17 protein-coding genes are annotated in these 16373 nt (G+C 70.8%); 8 read left to right on the top strand and 9 right to left on the bottom strand.

The features are described 5' to 3' along the window. Positions 1–187: 187 nt before the first annotated feature. From Raf01_RS32280 to Raf01_RS32265, 4 genes are read left to right on the top strand one after another with little or no spacing between them, the layout of a single operon-like run. Positions 188–1450 carry a sensor histidine kinase gene (locus Raf01_RS32280; protein WP_203921852.1) on the top strand — a complete coding sequence of 421 codons (1263 nt, stop codon included), beginning with the start codon at positions 188–190 and terminating at the stop codon, positions 1448–1450. After that, positions 1414–2103 carry a response regulator transcription factor gene (locus tag Raf01_RS32275; protein WP_203921851.1) on the top strand — a complete coding sequence of 230 codons (690 nt, stop codon included), beginning with the start codon at positions 1414–1416 and terminating at the stop codon, positions 2101–2103. Before Raf01_RS32280 ends, Raf01_RS32275 begins: the two co-directional genes overlap by 37 nt. A 52-nt stretch (positions 2104–2155) precedes the next feature. Continuing rightward, complete coding sequence (locus tag Raf01_RS32270) at positions 2156–2752, top strand: TetR/AcrR family transcriptional regulator (protein ID WP_203921850.1); 597 nt, start codon at positions 2156–2158, stop codon at positions 2750–2752. Between the two features lie 50 nt (positions 2753–2802). After that, entirely contained in the window at positions 2803–3564 is a 762-nt protein-coding gene (locus tag Raf01_RS32265) for an SDR family oxidoreductase (RefSeq protein WP_203921849.1), read from the top strand. A 21-nt stretch (positions 3565–3585) separates the two neighbouring features. Here Raf01_RS32265 and Raf01_RS32260 read toward each other — a convergent pair whose 3' ends face one another. The 3 genes from Raf01_RS32260 to Raf01_RS32250 all read right to left on the bottom strand — a co-directional run bounded on the left by Raf01_RS32260 (position 3586) and on the right by Raf01_RS32250 (position 6731). Beyond that, positions 3586–5526, bottom strand: coding sequence for an ABC transporter ATP-binding protein (locus tag Raf01_RS32260; protein WP_203921924.1), 1941 nt, complete (start codon positions 5524–5526; stop codon positions 3586–3588). Positions 5527–5704: 178 nt separating this feature from the next. Next, entirely contained in the window at positions 5705–6463 is a 759-nt protein-coding gene (locus Raf01_RS32255; RefSeq protein ID WP_203921848.1) for an enoyl-CoA hydratase/isomerase family protein, read from the bottom strand. A 40-nt stretch (positions 6464–6503) separates the two neighbouring features. Then, complete coding sequence (locus Raf01_RS32250; protein ID WP_203921847.1) at positions 6504–6731, bottom strand: helix-turn-helix domain-containing protein; 228 nt, start codon at positions 6729–6731, stop codon at positions 6504–6506. 185 nt (positions 6732–6916) lie between these two features. On the opposite strand from Raf01_RS32250, the gene Raf01_RS32245 reads away from it, so the two are divergent. Then, positions 6917–8230: a hypothetical protein gene (locus Raf01_RS32245; RefSeq protein ID WP_239134105.1), complete on the top strand. Its 1314-nt coding sequence runs from the start codon at positions 6917–6919 to the stop codon at positions 8228–8230. Between the two features lie 66 nt (positions 8231–8296). On the opposite strand, the gene Raf01_RS32240 is transcribed toward Raf01_RS32245, so the two are convergent. Both Raf01_RS32240 and Raf01_RS32235 read right to left on the bottom strand, forming a co-directional pair. After that, positions 8297–9907, bottom strand: coding sequence for an ABC-F family ATP-binding cassette domain-containing protein (locus Raf01_RS32240; protein ID WP_203921846.1), 1611 nt, complete (start codon positions 9905–9907; stop codon positions 8297–8299). Between the two features lie 173 nt (positions 9908–10080). After that, positions 10081–10800, bottom strand: coding sequence for an SDR family NAD(P)-dependent oxidoreductase (locus Raf01_RS32235; RefSeq protein WP_203921845.1), 720 nt, complete (start codon positions 10798–10800; stop codon positions 10081–10083). A gap of 82 nt (positions 10801–10882) precedes the next feature. Between Raf01_RS32235 and Raf01_RS32230 the strand changes: the two genes are divergently transcribed. Beyond that, entirely contained in the window at positions 10883–11599 is a 717-nt protein-coding gene (locus tag Raf01_RS32230; RefSeq protein ID WP_203921844.1) for a TetR/AcrR family transcriptional regulator, read from the top strand. 49 nt (positions 11600–11648) lie between these two features. Here the strand turns inward: Raf01_RS32230 and Raf01_RS32225 are convergent, their stop codons facing one another. The 3 genes from Raf01_RS32225 to yczE all read right to left on the bottom strand — a co-directional run bounded on the left by Raf01_RS32225 (position 11649) and on the right by yczE (position 13876). Beyond that, positions 11649–12302 carry a TMEM175 family protein gene (locus Raf01_RS32225; RefSeq protein ID WP_203921843.1) on the bottom strand — a complete coding sequence of 218 codons (654 nt, stop codon included), beginning with the start codon at positions 12300–12302 and terminating at the stop codon, positions 11649–11651. Between the two features lie 109 nt (positions 12303–12411). Beyond that, on the bottom strand, positions 12412–13287 hold the full coding sequence (locus Raf01_RS32220; protein WP_203921842.1) for an LLM class flavin-dependent oxidoreductase: 876 nt from the start codon (positions 13285–13287) through the stop codon (positions 12412–12414). After that, positions 13280–13876: a membrane protein YczE gene (gene yczE, locus Raf01_RS32215; RefSeq protein WP_203921841.1), complete on the bottom strand. Its 597-nt coding sequence runs from the start codon at positions 13874–13876 to the stop codon at positions 13280–13282. The genes Raf01_RS32220 and yczE overlap by 8 nt, the downstream gene beginning before the upstream one ends. 57 nt (positions 13877–13933) lie before the next feature. On the opposite strand from yczE, the gene Raf01_RS32210 reads away from it, so the two are divergent. Further along, on the top strand, positions 13934–14488 hold the full coding sequence (locus Raf01_RS32210; protein ID WP_239134104.1) for a MarR family winged helix-turn-helix transcriptional regulator: 555 nt from the start codon (positions 13934–13936) through the stop codon (positions 14486–14488). Between the two features lie 61 nt (positions 14489–14549). Beyond that, positions 14550–15449 (top strand): KPN_02809 family neutral zinc metallopeptidase, encoded by a 900-nt coding sequence (gene ypfJ, locus Raf01_RS32205; protein WP_203921840.1) that lies wholly within the window; start codon positions 14550–14552, stop codon positions 15447–15449. A 7-nt stretch (positions 15450–15456) separates the two neighbouring features. On the opposite strand, the gene Raf01_RS32200 is transcribed toward ypfJ, so the two are convergent. Next, positions 15457–16347, bottom strand: a complete 891-nt coding sequence (locus Raf01_RS32200; RefSeq protein WP_203921839.1) for a helix-turn-helix transcriptional regulator — start codon at positions 16345–16347, stop codon at positions 15457–15459. Positions 16348–16373 lie beyond the last annotated feature (26 nt).

Genomic DNA, 16373 nt, shown 5'->3' with positions numbered 1-16373 from the left:
CGCGACCCAGACCGGTCACGGTTGACGACGCTAGGAATCGGGCAGCCGCATCGGTATCCGCGCCGGCCCACACCTGGGTGGGTCTGGACCCACCGGATTCCGGCGCCGGTACGGATAGTGCGGCCCGGCCGGCGTCTGCCACTGTTGAGGCGACCGGCAGGCAGCGCGGGCACCCGGGGAGGCGAAGATGCGGCACGGTCGCACCCCGGTACGGCTCGTCATCGCCGTCGCGCTGTGCCTGCGCCAGTTCGGCGTGGCCATCCTGGCCGCGCCCGTCCTCGCTGGTGCGATCACGATCGGCGTGGTCAGCGGCCCCACGCTCGGGCCGGCTCTGGGCACCGTCATCCGGTGGTTGCCGAACCTGTCCCGCCGGCTGGCCGGAGTCGGCGGCGGAACGCCGATCGAACGCCCGTACCCGCCGCCGCCCACCCGTCCCGGCATGGCCGGGTACCGGGCCCGGGTGCACTGGGTGCTCAGCGACCCGGCTAGCTGGCGGGACCTCGCCTGGCTGGCGACCGAGCCGGTCGTCGGCGGGATCCTGCTGCTGCCCGGCGTCGCCGTACTGTTCGGCTGGGTGGGGCTGCTGCTGCCCGGCGTCGAGGGCTGGTCCGACTGGCTCTACGGCGGCGACACCGCTCCCGCCCGTACCGTGGCCGCGGTTGCCGGCGCCGCCCTGATCGTGGCCGGGTCGGCGCTCGCCCCGCACGGGCTGCGCTGGCACAGTCGCTGGTGCGCCCTGCTGCTGGCGCCCACCCGCGCGGCCGGCCTGAGGCTGGAGCGCGACCGGCTGGCCCAGCGGGTACGGCAGCTGACGGACACCCGCGCCGACGCCACGAACGCACAGGCGACCGAGCTACGCCGGATCGAACGCGACCTGCACGACGGCGCACAGGCCCGGCTGGCGGCCGTGACGATCACTCTCGGCGCGGCCGAGGCGCTGCTGGACACCGATCCGGGAGCCGCCCGACAGCTGTACGCACAGGCCAGGCGCTCCACCCAGACCGCCCTCGACGAACTGCGGGACCTGGTCAACGGCATTCACCCGCCGGTACTGGCCGAACGCGGCCTGGTCGCGGCGCTCCAGGCGCTCGCGCTGGACTCCGGATCGCGCCTGGCCGTCACCGGGCAGCTGCCCGGGCGGCCACCGGAACCGGTGGAGACGGCCGCCTACTTCGCCGCCTCCGAACTGATCGCCAACCTCGCCAAGCACGCCGGCGGCTCGGCCGGCCGGGTAGACGTTCAGCATCACGCGGGCCGGTTGCGGATCACCGTCGAGGACGACGGTCCCGGTGGCGCCGACCCAGCCGCCGGCACCGGGCTGTCCGGCATCGGGCGACGCCTGGGCGCCTTCGACGGCTCGCTGCGGCTGTCCAGCCCGCCGGGCGGTCCGACCACCGCGGTATTGGAGGTCCCTTGCGAGTTGTCCTCGCCGAAGACCACGAACTCCTGAAGGACGCCCTCAGCCACCTGCTGCGCGCCGCCGGGTTCGCCATCGCGGCCACCGTGACGCGGGGTCCGGACCTGCTGCCGACCCTGCTCGACGTGCGTCCCGACGTCGCGGTGGTGGACGTACGGCTGCCGCCGACGTTCACCGACGAGGGGCTGCGGGGCGCCCTGGCCGCCCGGGCGCGGGTACCGGGGCTGCCGGTCCTGGTGCTCTCCCAGCACGTCCAGCGGCTCTACGCCCGCGAACTGCTGGCCGACGGGGCGGGCGGGGTCGGGTACCTGCTCAAGGACCGGGTGTCGGGCGGGGAGGAGTTGACCGACGCGCTCCGCCGGGTGGCGGCCGGCGGCACCGTGATGGATCCGAAGGTCATCGCCGCACTGCTGCGGCCGGGCGACCGGAGCAGCCCGCTGCGCCGGCTCAGCACCCGGGAGAGCGAGGTGCTCGCGGTGATGGCGGAGGGACGCTCCAACGCCGCCATCGCCACCCGCCTGCACCTGTCCGAGGGCGCGGTCAGCAAATACACCACGAGCATCTTCGCGAAGCTCGGCATCGGGGCACATACCGACGACAACCGCCGGGTGCTCGCCGTCCTGACCTACCTCGACTCGGGCGGCGGCACCGACCCCGGGGGCCCGACGGACGAGCCCGGCCTGTAGCAAGCCGTACGTACGGATTGCATACCTCGGCACTACCTGTCACGATCTGATCGTGCCCAGGATCAGCCAGGATCAGCTCGACGCCCGCCGCCGCGAGATCCTCGCGGGTGCTCGCGCCAGCTTCGCACGTTACGGGTACGAAGGCGCCACTGTCCGCCGGATCGAGGAGCAGACCGGCCTGTCGCGTGGCGCGATCTTCCACCATTTCCGGGACAAGGACTCGCTGTTCCTCGCCGTGGCCGAGGACGACGCGGCCGACATGGTCGCCACGGTCGCCGAGCACGGTCTCGTCCAGGTGATGCGGGACCTGCGGGCGCGGGCCGACTCCTCGGACGAACCAGGGTGGCTGGGCACCCAGCTGGAGGTGTCCCGCCGGCTGCGCACCGACCCAGACTTCGCCAAGCGCTGGGCCGCCCGCTCGCAGGCGATCGGCGACGCCACCCGGGAGCGGCTGCGCCGCCAGCGCGACGCCGGGGTGCTTCGCGACGACGTGGAGATCGAGACGCTGGCCCAGTTCCTCGAACTGGCCTACGACGGCCTGGTGCTGCACCTGGCCATGGGCCGGCCGGCCGACGACTTCGGGTCGGTGCTCGACCTGGTCGAAGAGGCGGTGCGCCGGCAGCGCACCGACCGGCAGCCGCGCGGCTGACTCGTCCGGTCGCGCCCCACACGCGCCGCCCGGCCGGCAGGATAGACAGCATGGACCTCGGGCTGGACAAGCACGTCTACATCGTCACCGGCGGCTCCCGCGGGCTCGGCTTCGCCGCCGCGCAGTGCCTGGTCGCCGACGGCGCTCAGGTGGTGATCAGCGCTCGCGACCACGAGCGGGTGACCGAGGCGGTCGGCCGGCTCGGCGGCCCCCGGCGGGCTGCGGGGCTGGCGGTCGACCTGGCCGACCCGACCGCGGCCAACCGGCTGGTCGACCGGGCGGTCGACGCGTTCGGCGCGCTGGACGGCGCGCTGATCTCGGTGGGCGGTCCGATGCACGGCAGTACCGTGCAGATCAGCGACGACCAGTGGCGCAACGCTTTCGACACGGTGTTCCTGGGGACGCTGCGCCTGGCCCGTACCGTGGCCGAGCGGCTGTCGCCGGGCGGCGCGATCGCGTTCGTACTGTCGAGTTCGGTGCGCACCCCGGTCCCCGGGCTCGGCCTGTCCAACGGGCTGCGGCCCGGGCTCGCCGCGGTCGCCAAGGAGATGGCCGACGAGTACGGCCCGCGCGGGATACGGGTGGTCAGCCTGCTGCCGTACCGGATCGACACCGAACGCAACCAGGAGCTGTGGGCCGCGACCGGGGACCCGCAGCGGGCGCGTGAGCGGGCGGTCGCCGCCATCCCCCTGGGCCGCCTCGGCGAGCCGGCCGAGTTCGGGCGGGTCGCCGCGTTCCTGCTCTCCCCTGCCGCGAGCTACCTGACCGGCATGTCGGTGCCGATCGACGGCGGGGCACTGCGCACGCTGTGAGCCTCGCCCGGCGTGCCGACCTCAGGTGGTCAGCTCGGCGGCGCCGTCGGTGCGCAGGTCCTCGTGCTCGATCAGGACGACCGGCTCCGGATCGGCGGTCGTGAACGGGGTCGGCGAGTCGACGGTGGCGAACTGGGTGCGGTACAGCTCGGCGTACAGCCCGTTGGCCGCGACCAACTGGTCGTGGGTACCGCGCTCGACCACCCGGCCGGCGTCGATGACGAGGATCTGGTCCGCGTCCCGTACGGTCGACAGCCGGTGCGCGATCACCAGCGCCGTGCGCCCGGTCAGCGCCACCGACAGCGCGCGCTGGACGGCTGCCTCGGACTCGGAGTCCAGGTGCGCGGTGGCCTCGTCGAGGATCACGATGCTCGGCGCCTTGAGCAGCAGCCGGGCGATCGCGATGCGTTGCTTCTCCCCGCCGGAGAACCGGTAGCCGCGCTCACCGACCACTGTGGACAGTTGATCCGGCAGTGCCCTCACCAGCCCGGCGATCTGCGCTCCGGACAACGCCGCCCACAACTCCTCGTCGGTGGCCTCCGGCTTGGCATAGCGCAGGTTTTCGGCGATGGTCTCGTGGAACAGATGCGCGTCCTGGGTCACCACGCCGATCGTGTCGGTCAGCGAGCGCAGGGTCGCGTCGCGCACGTCGACGTCCCCGACGAGTACCGCGCCGTCGGTCACGTCGTATACCCGCGGAAGCAACATGGCCGTGGTGGACTTGCCGGCACCCGACGGCCCGACGAGCGCCACCATCTGCCCCGGCTCGACCGTGAACGACACGCCCCGCAACACCGGTTCGTTGACGGTGCGGTCGAGCGTCGTCACGTCCTCCAGCGAGGCGAGCGAGACCTCGGCCGCGCTCGGGTACCGGAAGGACACGTCGCGGAACTCCACCTTGCCCGAACCCGCCGGCACATCCCGGGCGCCGGGCAACTCGTCGATCGCCGGCTTCAGGTTCAGGATCTCGAAGACCCGCTCGAAGGAGACCAGCGCGCTCATCACGTCGATGCGTACATTGGACAGTGAGGTGAGCGGCCCGTACAGCCGGGTCAGCAGAAGCGCGAGAGTCACCACCGTACCGGCGGAGATCCGTCCGCTCACCGCGAGCCAGCCACCCAACCCGTACGTCAACGCCTGGGCCAGCGAGGCGACCAGCACCATCGCGACGAAGAAAACGCGGCCATACATGGCCTGCTGGATCCCGATGTCACGGACCCGCCGCGCCCGGTCGGCGAACCGCCGCGCCTCGGTGTCGGGCTGGCCGAACAGCTTGACCAGCAGCGCCCCGGCCACCCCGAACCGCTCGGTCAGCGTGGCGTTCATCTGCGCGTCGAGCTGGTAGGACTCCCGGGTGATCTCGGCCAGCCGCCGGCCGATCCGCCGGGCCGGCAGGATGAACAGCGGCAGCAGTACCAGCGACAGCAGCGTCACCTGCCAGGACAGCGAGAACATGACGGCGGCGGTCAGCACGAGCTGGATCACGTTGCTGACCACGCCGGACAGCGTCGAGGTGAACGCCTGCTGGGCGCCTATCACGTCGTTGTTGAGCCGGCTGACCAGGGCGCCGGTCTGCGTCCGGGTGAAGAACTGCAGCGGCATCCGCTGAACGTGGTCGAAGACCCGGGTGCGCAGGGTCAGGATGATCCCCTCGCCGATCCGTGCGGAATACCACCGGTTGACCAGCGAGAGCAGGGCATCGACGACCGCCAGGCAGGCGATGAACCCGGCGATGCGGACCACCGCGCCGGCTGCCTCCGGCCCGCCCCGGGTGATCGTGTTGACCACCTTGCCGGCCAGCACCGGGGTGGCCACGCCGATCACGGCGTCGAGGACCACCGCCACCAGGAAAATGAGGATGTCTCGCCGATATGGCCGGGCAAACGTCATGACCCGCCGGGCGGTAGCCCGGCTGACCTTGCGATTCTTCAGTTCCTCTTCCCGGCGGATCGAGCGCAACATGCTCCATCCATTCACCGGACTGCTCACGCGCCACCTCCTGCCGCCAGTCTGCGCTACCCCTCTGACAAACTTCGGCGGACAGGAGTGTGTTCCCGATCGTTCCTTACCGGTGTTGGACGCGATTATCCCGGTGGTCGTCCCACCACCGGCGTACGAGCCAGAACAGCGGCTGGAGGCGCTATTCCCCGAGTCCGGAGAGGTCGCGGATCCGGCGCACCTGAGCCTCTCGCTCGGCCGCCTCCTGGGCCGGATAGTCGCGTTGCGTGGCGCCCAGCAGCAGCGCCTTGATCTCGACTACCGCGTCCCGGTTGGCCGACAGCACCGCGGCGGTCAGGTCGGCGACGGCCTGGTCCAGTTCGTCCGCGGGTACGACCAGATTGGCCAGGCCGATCCGGTGCGCCTCTGGCGCGTCGATCCGCCGGCCGGTCACGCAGATCTCCAGTGCCCGCCCGTACCCGACCAGGTCCACGAGCCGCTTCGTACCGGTCAGATCGGGTACCAGTCCGAGACTCACCTCGGCCATCGTGAACTTCGCGTCGTCGGTCACCACGCGCAGATCGCAGGCGAGCGCCAGCTGGAAGCCGGCGCCGATCGCATGTCCTTGTACGGCCGCAATACTGAGCAGATCCGGGCGACGCAACCAGGAGAAAGCCTCCTGGAAGATGGCGATGTGATTGGCTGCCTCGTCTTCGGAATACGAAGTCATTTCAGCAAATGTGCGTTTGGCAGCCGACAGATCCAGGCCGGAGGAGAAGGCTCGGCCTTCCCCACGCAGCACGACGACCCGCACATCGCCGGGCAACTCGCGACTGAATTCGCGCAGCGCCGCCCACATCTGCGGGGTCTGGGCATTGAGGAGCTCGGGCCGGCACAACGTGATGGTCGCAACCGGCCCTTCCCGGTCGAAGCGCACGCCGGCCGCCGCAGAGGTCGTCACGGCTCGATCCGGCGCAGCGGGAAACGTGCTGGTAGGCGGGTCACGCCTTCTTGCGCCGACGGGCTCCACCGCGCTGACGCAGCTGCACACCGGATTCGGTGAGCACACGGTGGACGAAACCGTAGGAACGGCCGGTAGAAGATGCGAGCGCCCGAATACTTTCGCCGGAGGTGTAGCGCTTGACGAGGTCCTTGGCGAGCGTCTGGCGCTCGGCCCCGACGATCCGGCGACCCTTTTCGGCGCTGGTGGTGGTGCCGGTGGCTGCCATGTTGATTCCTCACGTCCCTATTGAGCGGAGTTGGCGGTCTCACCTATTAGACCGCCTCCGTCGATCATGCGCTAGATATCATCACGAAGCCAACCGACACGCACAAGTGTGTCGGGTACCCGATACCGTGTTGGCCGGTGATGGACAGAGCTGCGAGAACACCCCGGCGAATTGCGCGCGTCAATTTGACGCGCGTCGTTTCCGTCGGCGCCGGGCAGTGGCGGGATCTGCTGTGGTGGCTGGCACTCATCGGGTTCGGCTTGGCACTGACCGCATGGGCGGTACACAGCGGAGCGGGGTTGGGTACCGCGAGTGCGCCTTTCCTCGGCCGGTATCGATTTCAACTCTCCCCTTCCACACTTCTCGCCCCGGCGGTCGCGATCGCGATCCTCGCCCTGCAAGCCGGCGGCTGGTTCGAGCGGACCCGGTGGGGATTGGTCTGCGCGGCCAGCTACCTGGCCGGCCTGGCTTGGGCGCTGAGCCTGGTGCTGGTCGACGGCGAGGCCGGGCTCACTCGGCCGCTGCTCGACCCGGACAACTATCTCTCGCAGGTCGGCGCGATCCACGATGCGCCGCTGCATTATCTGCGGCACTTCAACCAGGACAGCGCGGCCCACTCTGTGGCCGCCCGGGGGCACCCACCGGGCCCCGTGCTGCTGCTCTGGGCGCTACAGCGGATCGGCCTGCGCAACGAACTTGACCTGGCGCTGCTCATCACCGCGGTCGGCACGCTCACCATCCCGCTGGTCCTGTCGGCGGTGCGCGGAGTCTGCGGCGAGACACCGGCCCGCCGGTACGCCGTCGTGCTCATCCTCGCGCCGTACGCCATCTGGGTGGCGGTCAGCACCGACGTGTTCAGCGCGGTGCTCGGCGCGGCCATGGTCGCGGCCGGCGTACGGGCCAGCGACCGGCGCCGCACCGGACTTCGGGCCGGCGCCTGGGCGCTGCTGTCCGGGGCACTGCTCGGCCTCGCGTCGCTGTTCTCCTACTCCGCGCCCTGGCTGGGCCTGTCGGTGGTCTGCCTGTACTTCGCCCGACGCCGGCCGTTCCTCAACGTCGGTACCGGGCTGGGTGCGCTCCTGCCGGTACTGGTCGCCGACGGGCTGGGCTTCGCCTGGCTGTCCGGGCTGTCCGTGGCCAGGGCCGACTACGCGACCCGGGTCGAGCCGTACCGTCCGGCGCTGTGGTGGAGCGTCATCAGCATGGTGGCGCTACTGCTGGCGAGCGGGCCGGTGCTGTTCGCCAGCCTGCGCAAGATGCGCAACACGCCGGGCTGGCCGTTCCTGGTCGGCGCGGGCTGCGCCGTCGCGTTCTCGATCCTGGCCGGCCTGGCCCGCGGTGGCGTGGAGCACGCGTGGCTCGCGTTCTTCCCCTGGCTGACGGTTAGTGCGGTGGCACCCAACCGGCAGGCGGGTCCGGACATCCCGGCGCCGACGGTGCTGGCGGCGGTCGGCGCGGGCGCCGCGATCGTCATCGAGGCCGTCCTGGCGACCCTGTGAACGACTGCGCTCAGGCCGCAAGTCGTGCCTGTGATCGCCTCCGCCAAAAATCGGCTCCGGCTGCGCTCAGGCCAATTCCACAAGCTCGAGCAAATCGTCGCTCCACGCATCCTCGACGCCGTCGGGCAGCAGGATCGCCCGGTCCGGCTTGAGTGCCTGGACCGCGCCCGGGTCGTGGGTCACCAGCACGATGGCCCCCGGGTACCGGGCGATGGCGTCGAGCACCTGTTCCCGGCTGATCGGATCCAGGTTGTTGGTCGGCTCGTCCAGCAGCAGCACGTTGGCGCCCGAACAGACCAGGGTGGCCAGCGCCAACCGGGTCTTCTCGCCACCGGAGAGCACGCCGGCCGGCTTGTCCACGTCGTCGCCGGAGAACAGGAACGCACCCAGAATCCGGCGCAGTTCGGTGTCCGTCTGTTCCGGAGCCGCCGAGCGCATGTGCTCCAGGATCGTCCGGTCGACGTCCAGGGTCTCGTGCTCCTGGGCGTAGTACCCGATCCGCAGTCCGTGGCCGGGCACGACCTCCCCGGTATCCGGCTCCAGCAGGCCGCCCAGCATCCGTAGCAGGGTGGTCTTGCCGGCACCGTTGAGCCCGAGGATGGCCACCCGCGAACCCCGGTCCACGGCCAGGCCGACGTCGATGAAGATCTCCAGCGAGCCGTACGACTTGGACAGCCCGTGCGCGGTCAGCGGCGTCTTCCCGCAGGCGATCGGCGTGGGGAAGCGCACCTTGGCGACCTTGTCGCGGGTCCGCTCCTCCTCCAGCCCGTCCAGAAGCTTCGCGGCACGCCGGGCCATGTTCTGCGCGGCCACCGTCTTGGTCGCCTTGGCGCGCATCTTGTCCGCCTGCGCCATGAGCGCGCCGGCCTTCTTCTCCGCGTTGGCCCGCTCCCGGTGCCGGCGGCGCTCGTCGGTCTCCCGCTGCTGCAGGTACGTCTTCCAGCCGACGTTGTACGCGTCGACCACCGACCGGTTGGCGTCCAGATACCACACCCGGTTGACCACCGCGTCGAGCAGGTTGACGTCGTGCGAGATGACGATCAGGCCACCCTTGTGCCCGGACAGGAAGCCGCGCAGCCAGCTGATCGAGTCCGCGTCGAGGTGGTTGGTCGGCTCGTCGAGCAGCAGCGTGCCGCCACTGCCGCCGGCCTCGCTCGCCTCGGCGAACAGGATCCGGGCCAGCTCGATGCGGCGGCGCTGACCGCCGGAGAGAGTACCCAGCGTCTGCCCGAGCACCCGGTCGGGCAGGCCGAGGTTGGCGCAGATGCGAGCCGCCTCTGCCTCGGCCGCGTACCCGCCGAGACCGGCGAACTGGTCCTCCAGCGTGCCGTACCGCCGGATCGTCTTCTCGCTGGCGTCCTCGGCGAGCTGGACCTCCAGCTTCTTCATCTCGGCCAGGATGGTGTCCAGACCCCGGGCGGACAGCACCCGGTCCCGGGCGGTGACGTCCAGGTCGCCGGTGCGCGGATCCTGCGGCAGGTATCCGATCGGGCCGCGCCGGTCGATCTGACCGGCGTAGGGCAGGCCCTCTCCGGCCAGCACCTTCAGGGTGGTGGTCTTCCCCGCGCCGTTGCGCCCGACCAGACCGATGCGGTCGCCGGGCTGCACGCGCAGGGTCGTGTCGGACAGCAGGATGCGGGCGCCGGCACGCAGTTCCAGGCCGGTGGCTGAGATCATCGGATCGGCTCGCTCTCGTGAGGTTTCGGACTGACCAGGACACTCGTCAGCACCGGCCGAGGGCTTCGGTCGGTGCGGGGCCGGTCAGTCTTCGCAGAGCAGCACGTCGACAAGTGTAGCCGGTCCGCCGGAGTACCGGCCGGAGGGTGAAGCGCCCCCGGCCGGTCCACCGCTCAGCCGGCCCGGGGACCGACGACCTGCTCGAACCGGTCACGCTTGAGGTACAGGTCCCAAAGCGCGCCGGCGAGATCGGCGGGATCGATCGGTACCGGCAGCTTCGCCGGATCCCAGTTCTCGGCGGCGTACCGGGCCGCCTCGCTGCCGCCGACCATGCCGGCCACCTGGACCAGGCCGGCGTACACCCCGGTGCCGGCCAGGTCGGCGTGCAGGTTCTGCAGGTAGGCGCGGGCCGCCGCGGCGCCGACGCCGGCGTTGGTGAGCTGCGGGAACGGGACGGTGGCGGCGACCGCGAGCCCGAACAGCACCGCACCGTCGCCCCGCTCGACCATGCCCGGCAGTACCCGGCGGACCAGCGCCACCGGGGTGCGCAGCAGCAGGTCGAGCGGGAATTCGAAGGACTCCTCGTCGGCGTCGCGCGCGCGGGCCTGGCGGGCCAGCCAGTCGAGCCCGGCAGGCGCGTACTGCATCACATCGAGGTGCCCGAACCGGGCCTCGATCGCCGCGACCAGGCCGGGCAGGCCGGCGCGGTCCGCGAGGTCGGCCGGGAACGCGGCCGCCTCGACCCCGTCGCCGGCCAACTCGCCGGCCAGGGCGTCGAGTTTCTCCTTGGTACGGGCCACCAGAGCGACCCGGAACCCCTCCTGGCCGAACCGGCGCGCGACCGAACGACCCAGCCCGGAGCCGGCTCCGAACACCGCAATGGTCTTGGACATGCGAGTGCCTCCTTGGCGAAGATGACGATGCCGTCAACTTAGTCAGAACTTGACGGCATCGTCAACTCATAGAATCGGCACCATGGCGCCACCGACCGAACCAGCCCAATCGAGCGAGACGAGCGAGCCCGCCCAGCAGGCCCAGCCGAGCGAGCCGGCTCAGCAGGCCCAGCCGAGCGAGCCGACCCGGCCGCTGCGCAGCGACGCCCAGCGCAACCGTGAACTGCTGCTGGCCGCAGCCTGCGACATGTTCGCCGAACAGGGCCTGGACGTCGCGATGGCGGACATCGCGCGCCGTGCCGGTGTCAGCAACGGCACCCTCTACAACCGGTTCCCGACCCGGTCCGACCTGATCGAGGCGGTGTTCGTCGACCGGCTGGAGAGGATGGTCGAACTCGCCAGGCACGCGCTGGCCGTCGACGACCCGTGGGACGGGCTCGAGTACTACCTCACCGGTACCTGCGAACTACAGGCCGCCGACCGCGGTTTCAACGAGGTGGCGACCCGGGGCCTGACGTCCCCGGCCGCGCGGCGGCTGCGCGACGAGGGGCTGGCCGCGATCACCGAGCTGTTCGACCGGGCGCAGCGCGCGGGCACGCTGCGCGCCGACGTCACCGTGGCGGACCTGGCGTTCGTGGTCTGGGGCATCTCGCGCACCGTGGACATGACCGCGAAACTCGCCCCGCGGCTGTGGCGCCGCCACCTCGCGCTGCTGCTGGACGGTTTCCGCGCGCAGGGGGCGCACCCGCTGCCAGAGCCGCCGCTGGCGGCCGAGCAGACCCACCCGCCGGCGCCGTGAGCGATTCACCCACCGATGCGATGAGCGACCCGCCCGCCGGCGCCGTGAATCAGGCCCCGCGCCGGCGGGCGCGAAGTCGGTTCCCCAGCCGTTCGGCGACGGGTATGGCCGCCCAGCACAGGTACGCCCAGTGGGTGGCATACGCGAGCGGAATCGATACCAGGAACGCCACCGCCACGACCGACGTCTGGTAGTAGCCGCGGGCGAACGTCTCGCGCGAGGTACCGGCGCCCAGCAGGTCCTGGCGGTTCATCTCGTGAATCGCCAGCAGCGACAGGATCGCGGCCAGCGCCTGGACCGCGGCGTAGAGCGTGAACCGGCCCGCGAACGCGCCGTCGGCGACGATGACCCGGGTGGCGAACGGGGTGACCACGATCATCAGCAGCCACGCCAGGTTCAGCACGAGCAGCCGGCCGGTGAGTCGGGTCACGCGTCCCCACGTCCGGTGATGCGCGAGCCAGTGGTTGCCGATGACCGCGAAACTGATCAGGAACCCGAGATAGTCGTCTCGGTTGCGGCCGAGGTCGTGCCAGAACCCGGTGTTCGACACGTGCTCGGGTACGTGCAGGTCCAGCGCCAACAACGTGATCGCGATGGCCACGACCGCATCGGAGAAGAAGACCAGCCGCTCCAGCCCGGCGACGGGCGACTCGGACCGCCCGTGCGCGTCGTTTCCGGCTTCCGCCGTTTCCACCTCGACCACCGGAAGAGTCAAGCACATGGCGCCGCTGACCGGCACCGGGGCATGTTGTGCCGCCAGAAGCGCGCCGTGTCACAGACTGTCCCGGTGACGGACGGGTGCCCACCGGGCGCTAGGCGACTGCCGCGCGCACCAGCGGGATCACCTCCTGCGCGAGCCGTTGGGCCTGCAGGTCCCGGTCCGCGCCGATCGGTTGGAAGTTGAACCCGGCGAAGCCCAGCCCGACGAGACCGGCCAGCCGCTCGGCCACCTCCTCCGGCCCTCCGACCACTGTGGACGGTTCCGGTTCGGCGCGGTCGTCCACTCGGATGCCGACGTTGTAGATGCCCGTGATGGCGTCGGCCGGCCGCCCGGCTTCGGCCGCCGCGGCCAGGATCCGCTCCCGCATCGCCGGTATCCGTTCCGGAGGGGCGAACCCGTACGACGGGATCCAGCCGTCCGCGAGCGCACCGGTCAACGCGAGGGCACGGTTGCCGTACGTGCCGACCCAGATCGGGATCCGGTGCTCCGGCTTGGGTTCCACGTCGGCTTCCCGGACCCCGTAGCGCCGCCCGGCGAAGCTGAACCGGGGCTGCGACCACAGTCCGCGCGCGATCTGGATGGCCTCGGACAGCCCGTCCACCTTCTCGCCCGGCGTCGGCACGCCCAGGCCGAAGGCCCGGAACTCGTCGTCGGAGTAGCCACCGCCGAGACCGAGGATCAGCCTGCCGCCGGAGAACCGGTCCAGCGTCTCGGCCATCTTGGCCACCATGGCCGGCGCCCGGTACGGCACGCCGAGCACCCGGGTGGCAACCCGGATCCGCGAGGTTTGCGCCGCCACCCAGGAGAGCATCGTCCACGTCTCATAGCTGGGCGCGGTGCCGCACGGATGGTCCGATGTGGACATGAAATCGAAACCGAGATCCTCGGCCTGCCGGGCCGACGCCACCGGGTCGTATCCGGGGGAAACAGCGGCGGGCAGGTCCAGCCCGAACACCAGGTCAGCCATGAAGTGCCACCTTCCGATCGGCGATGTTCATGCGATGAATGAAGAACTGGGCGAGCGGCCCGATGGACAGCGCGTACAGCACGGTGCCCACACCGACGGTGCCGCCCAGCAGCCACCCGGCGGCCAGGACGGAGATCTCGATGGCGGTGCGCATCAGGCGGATCGAGTGGCCCCGGGCGGCGAGCCCGGTCATCAGCCCGTCCCGCGGGCCGGGCCCGAGTCCGGCGCCGATATACATGCCGGTGGCCACGCTGTTGGCGACGATGCCGACCAGCAGGAAGGCGAAGCGTACGGCGAGCGGGCCCGGGTGCGGCAGGACCGCCAGAGCGCCCTGGGCGGTCAGTCCCACCACGATGACGTTGCTGACCGTGCCCAGACCCGGGCGCTGGTGCAGCGGCCACCACATCAGCAGCACCAGCGCGCCGACCCCGATGACGATCCAGCCCAGCCCGATGCCGGTCCGCTCGGACAGGCCCTGGTGCAGCACGTCCCACGGATCGAGACCAAGCCGGGCCCGGACCATCAACGCCACGCTCACGCCGAACAGCACCAGGCCGAGATAGAGGTTGACCAAGCGACTTGTTGACATATCAACAAGGTAGCGCAGTGCTGGTTGACATGTCAACCAGGGTGCTAGGCTGGCGGCGTGACGAGGTGGCTGGACGACGCGCAGATGCGCGCCTGGCTCGGGTACCGGCGGATGCGGCTGTTGCTGGATCTGCAGGTGTCGCGCGATCTCGCGGAGGGCTCTGGGCTGTCCGACGCCGACTACGACGTGCTGTCCAACCTGTCCGAGACCGAAGGCCACCAACTGCGTCTCAGCGAGCTGTCCGCGCACATGCGCTGGTCCAAGAGCCGGTTGTCGCACCACCTGACCCGGATGCAGCAACGCGGACTGGTCACCCGGGAGGAGTGCCCGTCCGACGGGCGCGGCGCGGTCATCCTGCTCACCGACGATGGCTGGCGGGCGATCCGCACCGCCGCTCCGGCACACGTCGAATCCGTCCGGCGGCACTTCATCGACCGGCTCACCGATGAGCAGATCCGTGTCCTCGGTGACATCGCCGAGTCCGTGATCGGGCACCTCGACGAGGTTCCGGTCCGGACTCCGTCCGGCGAAGCGGGCAAGCAGCCGGCAGAGATTGCGGCGGGCAAGCAGCCGGCAGAGAAGGCAGCACGGAGGCAGCCGGCAAAAGAGTAGGCCGGCCCGGGCATCGATCGTCCCGGATTACCCGATGAGATCAACGGGTACTTGCGCCGCCATGGAGCTGAACGAGGGCGCGCAGATCGACACCGGTCAGGTCGAGGACCGTCGGGGCTCCGGTGGCCTGGGCGGCATGATTCCGATCGGCGGCGGCCGGGGCGGCATCGTCGGCCTCATCGTCACCGTCGTCCTGGCGCTCGCCGGCGGCGGGTACGGCGTCAGCCGGTTCGTCGGCGGCGACGGCGACAACGGCGACCTCGCGCAGGAGTGCGCGTCCAGCAACCCGGACCGGCTGAACAACGTCGACTGCCGCAACACGCTCTACATCAACTCGATCCAGAACTTCTGGAAGACCGAGCTGCCCGCGTCCTTCGGCAAGGGCTACCAGCCGGTCAAGACGGTGTTCTTCCAGCAGCAGACGCAGACCGGCTGCGGCTCGGCGGACACCGGCGTCGGTCCGTTCTACTGCCCACGGGACAAGCTCGTCTACATCGACCTGTCCTTCTACCAGGAACTGACCAACCAGTTCGGCGCGAAGGGCCAGTTCGCCCAGCCGTACGTGCTGGCGCACGAGTACGGCCACCACGTACAGGATCTGGTCGGCACGCTGCCCCGGGTGGACAACCTCATGCAACGCGATCCGGGCAAGGCCAACGGGTACTCGGTGATGCTCGAACTCCAGGCGGACTGCTACGCCGGGGTGTGGGCGGCCCACGCCACCCAGACCCGGGACGCGTCCGGTCAGCCCATCTTCGAACAGGTGACGCAGCAGGACATCCAGGACGCGGTGAACGCGGCCGGAGCGGTGGGCGACGACGCGATCCAGCGGAAGATGGGTGGCGGCGTGGACGAGTCGCGGTTCACCCACGGCTCCTCGGCCGAGCGTGAGCACTGGTTCGGCGCCGGGTACGGCTCCGGCGACCCGAAGTCCTGCGACACCTTCGGAAGCGCGCTCTGACAACCGATCAGCGAGCGCTGCCGGTGCGGTCCTCGGCGGCGGACGGGTGCTGGGCACCGAGCATGTCGAGAAGCACCATCGCGTCGTGGTCGGGACCTGCCTCGTCGGCGTGGTAGACGACGAGGCGCTGACCGGGGGTGCCGTCGAGCTGCATGGACTGGTACCCGAGGGTGAGGTCACCGACCCTCGGGTGGTGGAAATGCTTGGTACCGGGCCGGTGCGCGCGGACGTCGTACCGCTCCCACAGGCGGGCGAAGTCGGGGCTCTTCAGCAGGAGTTCGCCGACGAGTTGAGCGAGGTCGGGGGCGTCGGGGGCGGTGCCGGCCAGTGCCCGTAGGCGCGCGACGCACCCGCGGATCTGGTTGTCCCAGTTGGTGAACAGGTCGCGGGCGCCGGGGTGGAGGAAGTAGTAGCGGGCGAGGTTGCGCTGCCTGACAGGCCAGCTGTCGATGCCCGCGTACAGGTGCAGGCCGCCGGGGTTTGCGGCGAGTACGTCGAGGGTACGGCTCAGGACGTACGCGGGGCTCGGCCGCAGGTTCTCCAGCAGAAGCCTGACGCCGGGCCGCACCGTGCGGCTGGGCGCGGTGGGTGGCTCGGGGGCGTTCTGGGCGGCCCGGGCGACCAACCGGCGCAGGTGCTCGTGTTCGTCCTCCTCCAGGCGCAGCGCGCGGGCGAGGGAATCGACGACCGCGGGGCTGGGACGGGTCTCCTTGCCGCGTTCCAAGCGGGTGTAGTAATCGATGCTGACGCCGCCGAGGGTGGCGAGTTCCTCCCGGCGCAGACCCGGGGTCCGGCGGAGCCCCGGGCCGGTGGGGAGGCCGACCTGCTCGGGCGTGAGCTGAGTGCGCCGGGCGCGCAGGAACCGCGCCAGGTCGTTGCCGTGCTGGTCAGAGCTCATCTGTTCAAGTGTGCCAGCGCAGCGAC

Source organism: Rugosimonospora africana, assembly GCF_016862975.1.
Taxonomy (GTDB): domain Bacteria; phylum Actinomycetota; class Actinomycetes; order Mycobacteriales; family Micromonosporaceae; genus Rugosimonospora; species Rugosimonospora africana.
This window is presented reverse-complemented; position numbering and strand designations above follow the sequence as displayed.

What these genes read in the sequence shown, in the direction of transcription:
- Raf01_RS32240 (WP_203921846.1), bottom strand. Translation starts at nt 9,907, where the DNA reads ATGATCTCAGCCACCGGCCTGGAACTGCGTGCCGGCGCCCGCATCCTG.
- Raf01_RS32235 (WP_203921845.1), bottom strand. Translation starts at nt 10,800, where the DNA reads ATGTCCAAGACCATTGCGGTGTTCGGAGCCGGCTCCGGGCTGGGTCGT.
- ypfJ (WP_203921840.1), top strand. Translation starts at nt 14,550, where the DNA reads ATGGAGCTGAACGAGGGCGCGCAGATCGACACCGGTCAGGTCGAGGAC.
- Raf01_RS32200 (WP_203921839.1), bottom strand. Translation starts at nt 16,347, where the DNA reads ATGAGCTCTGACCAGCACGGCAACGACCTGGCGCGGTTCCTGCGCGCC.
- Raf01_RS32265 (WP_203921849.1), top strand. Translation starts at nt 2,803, where the DNA reads ATGGACCTCGGGCTGGACAAGCACGTCTACATCGTCACCGGCGGCTCC.
- Raf01_RS32220 (WP_203921842.1), bottom strand. Translation starts at nt 13,287, where the DNA reads ATGGCTGACCTGGTGTTCGGGCTGGACCTGCCCGCCGCTGTTTCCCCC.
- Raf01_RS32250 (WP_203921847.1), bottom strand. Translation starts at nt 6,731, where the DNA reads ATGGCAGCCACCGGCACCACCACCAGCGCCGAAAAGGGTCGCCGGATC.
- yczE (WP_203921841.1), bottom strand. Translation starts at nt 13,876, where the DNA reads ATGTCAACAAGTCGCTTGGTCAACCTCTATCTCGGCCTGGTGCTGTTC.
- Raf01_RS32280 (WP_203921852.1), top strand. Translation starts at nt 188, where the DNA reads ATGCGGCACGGTCGCACCCCGGTACGGCTCGTCATCGCCGTCGCGCTG.
- Raf01_RS32230 (WP_203921844.1), top strand. Translation starts at nt 10,883, where the DNA reads ATGGCGCCACCGACCGAACCAGCCCAATCGAGCGAGACGAGCGAGCCC.
- Raf01_RS32260 (WP_203921924.1), bottom strand. Translation starts at nt 5,526, where the DNA reads ATGTTGCGCTCGATCCGCCGGGAAGAGGAACTGAAGAATCGCAAGGTC.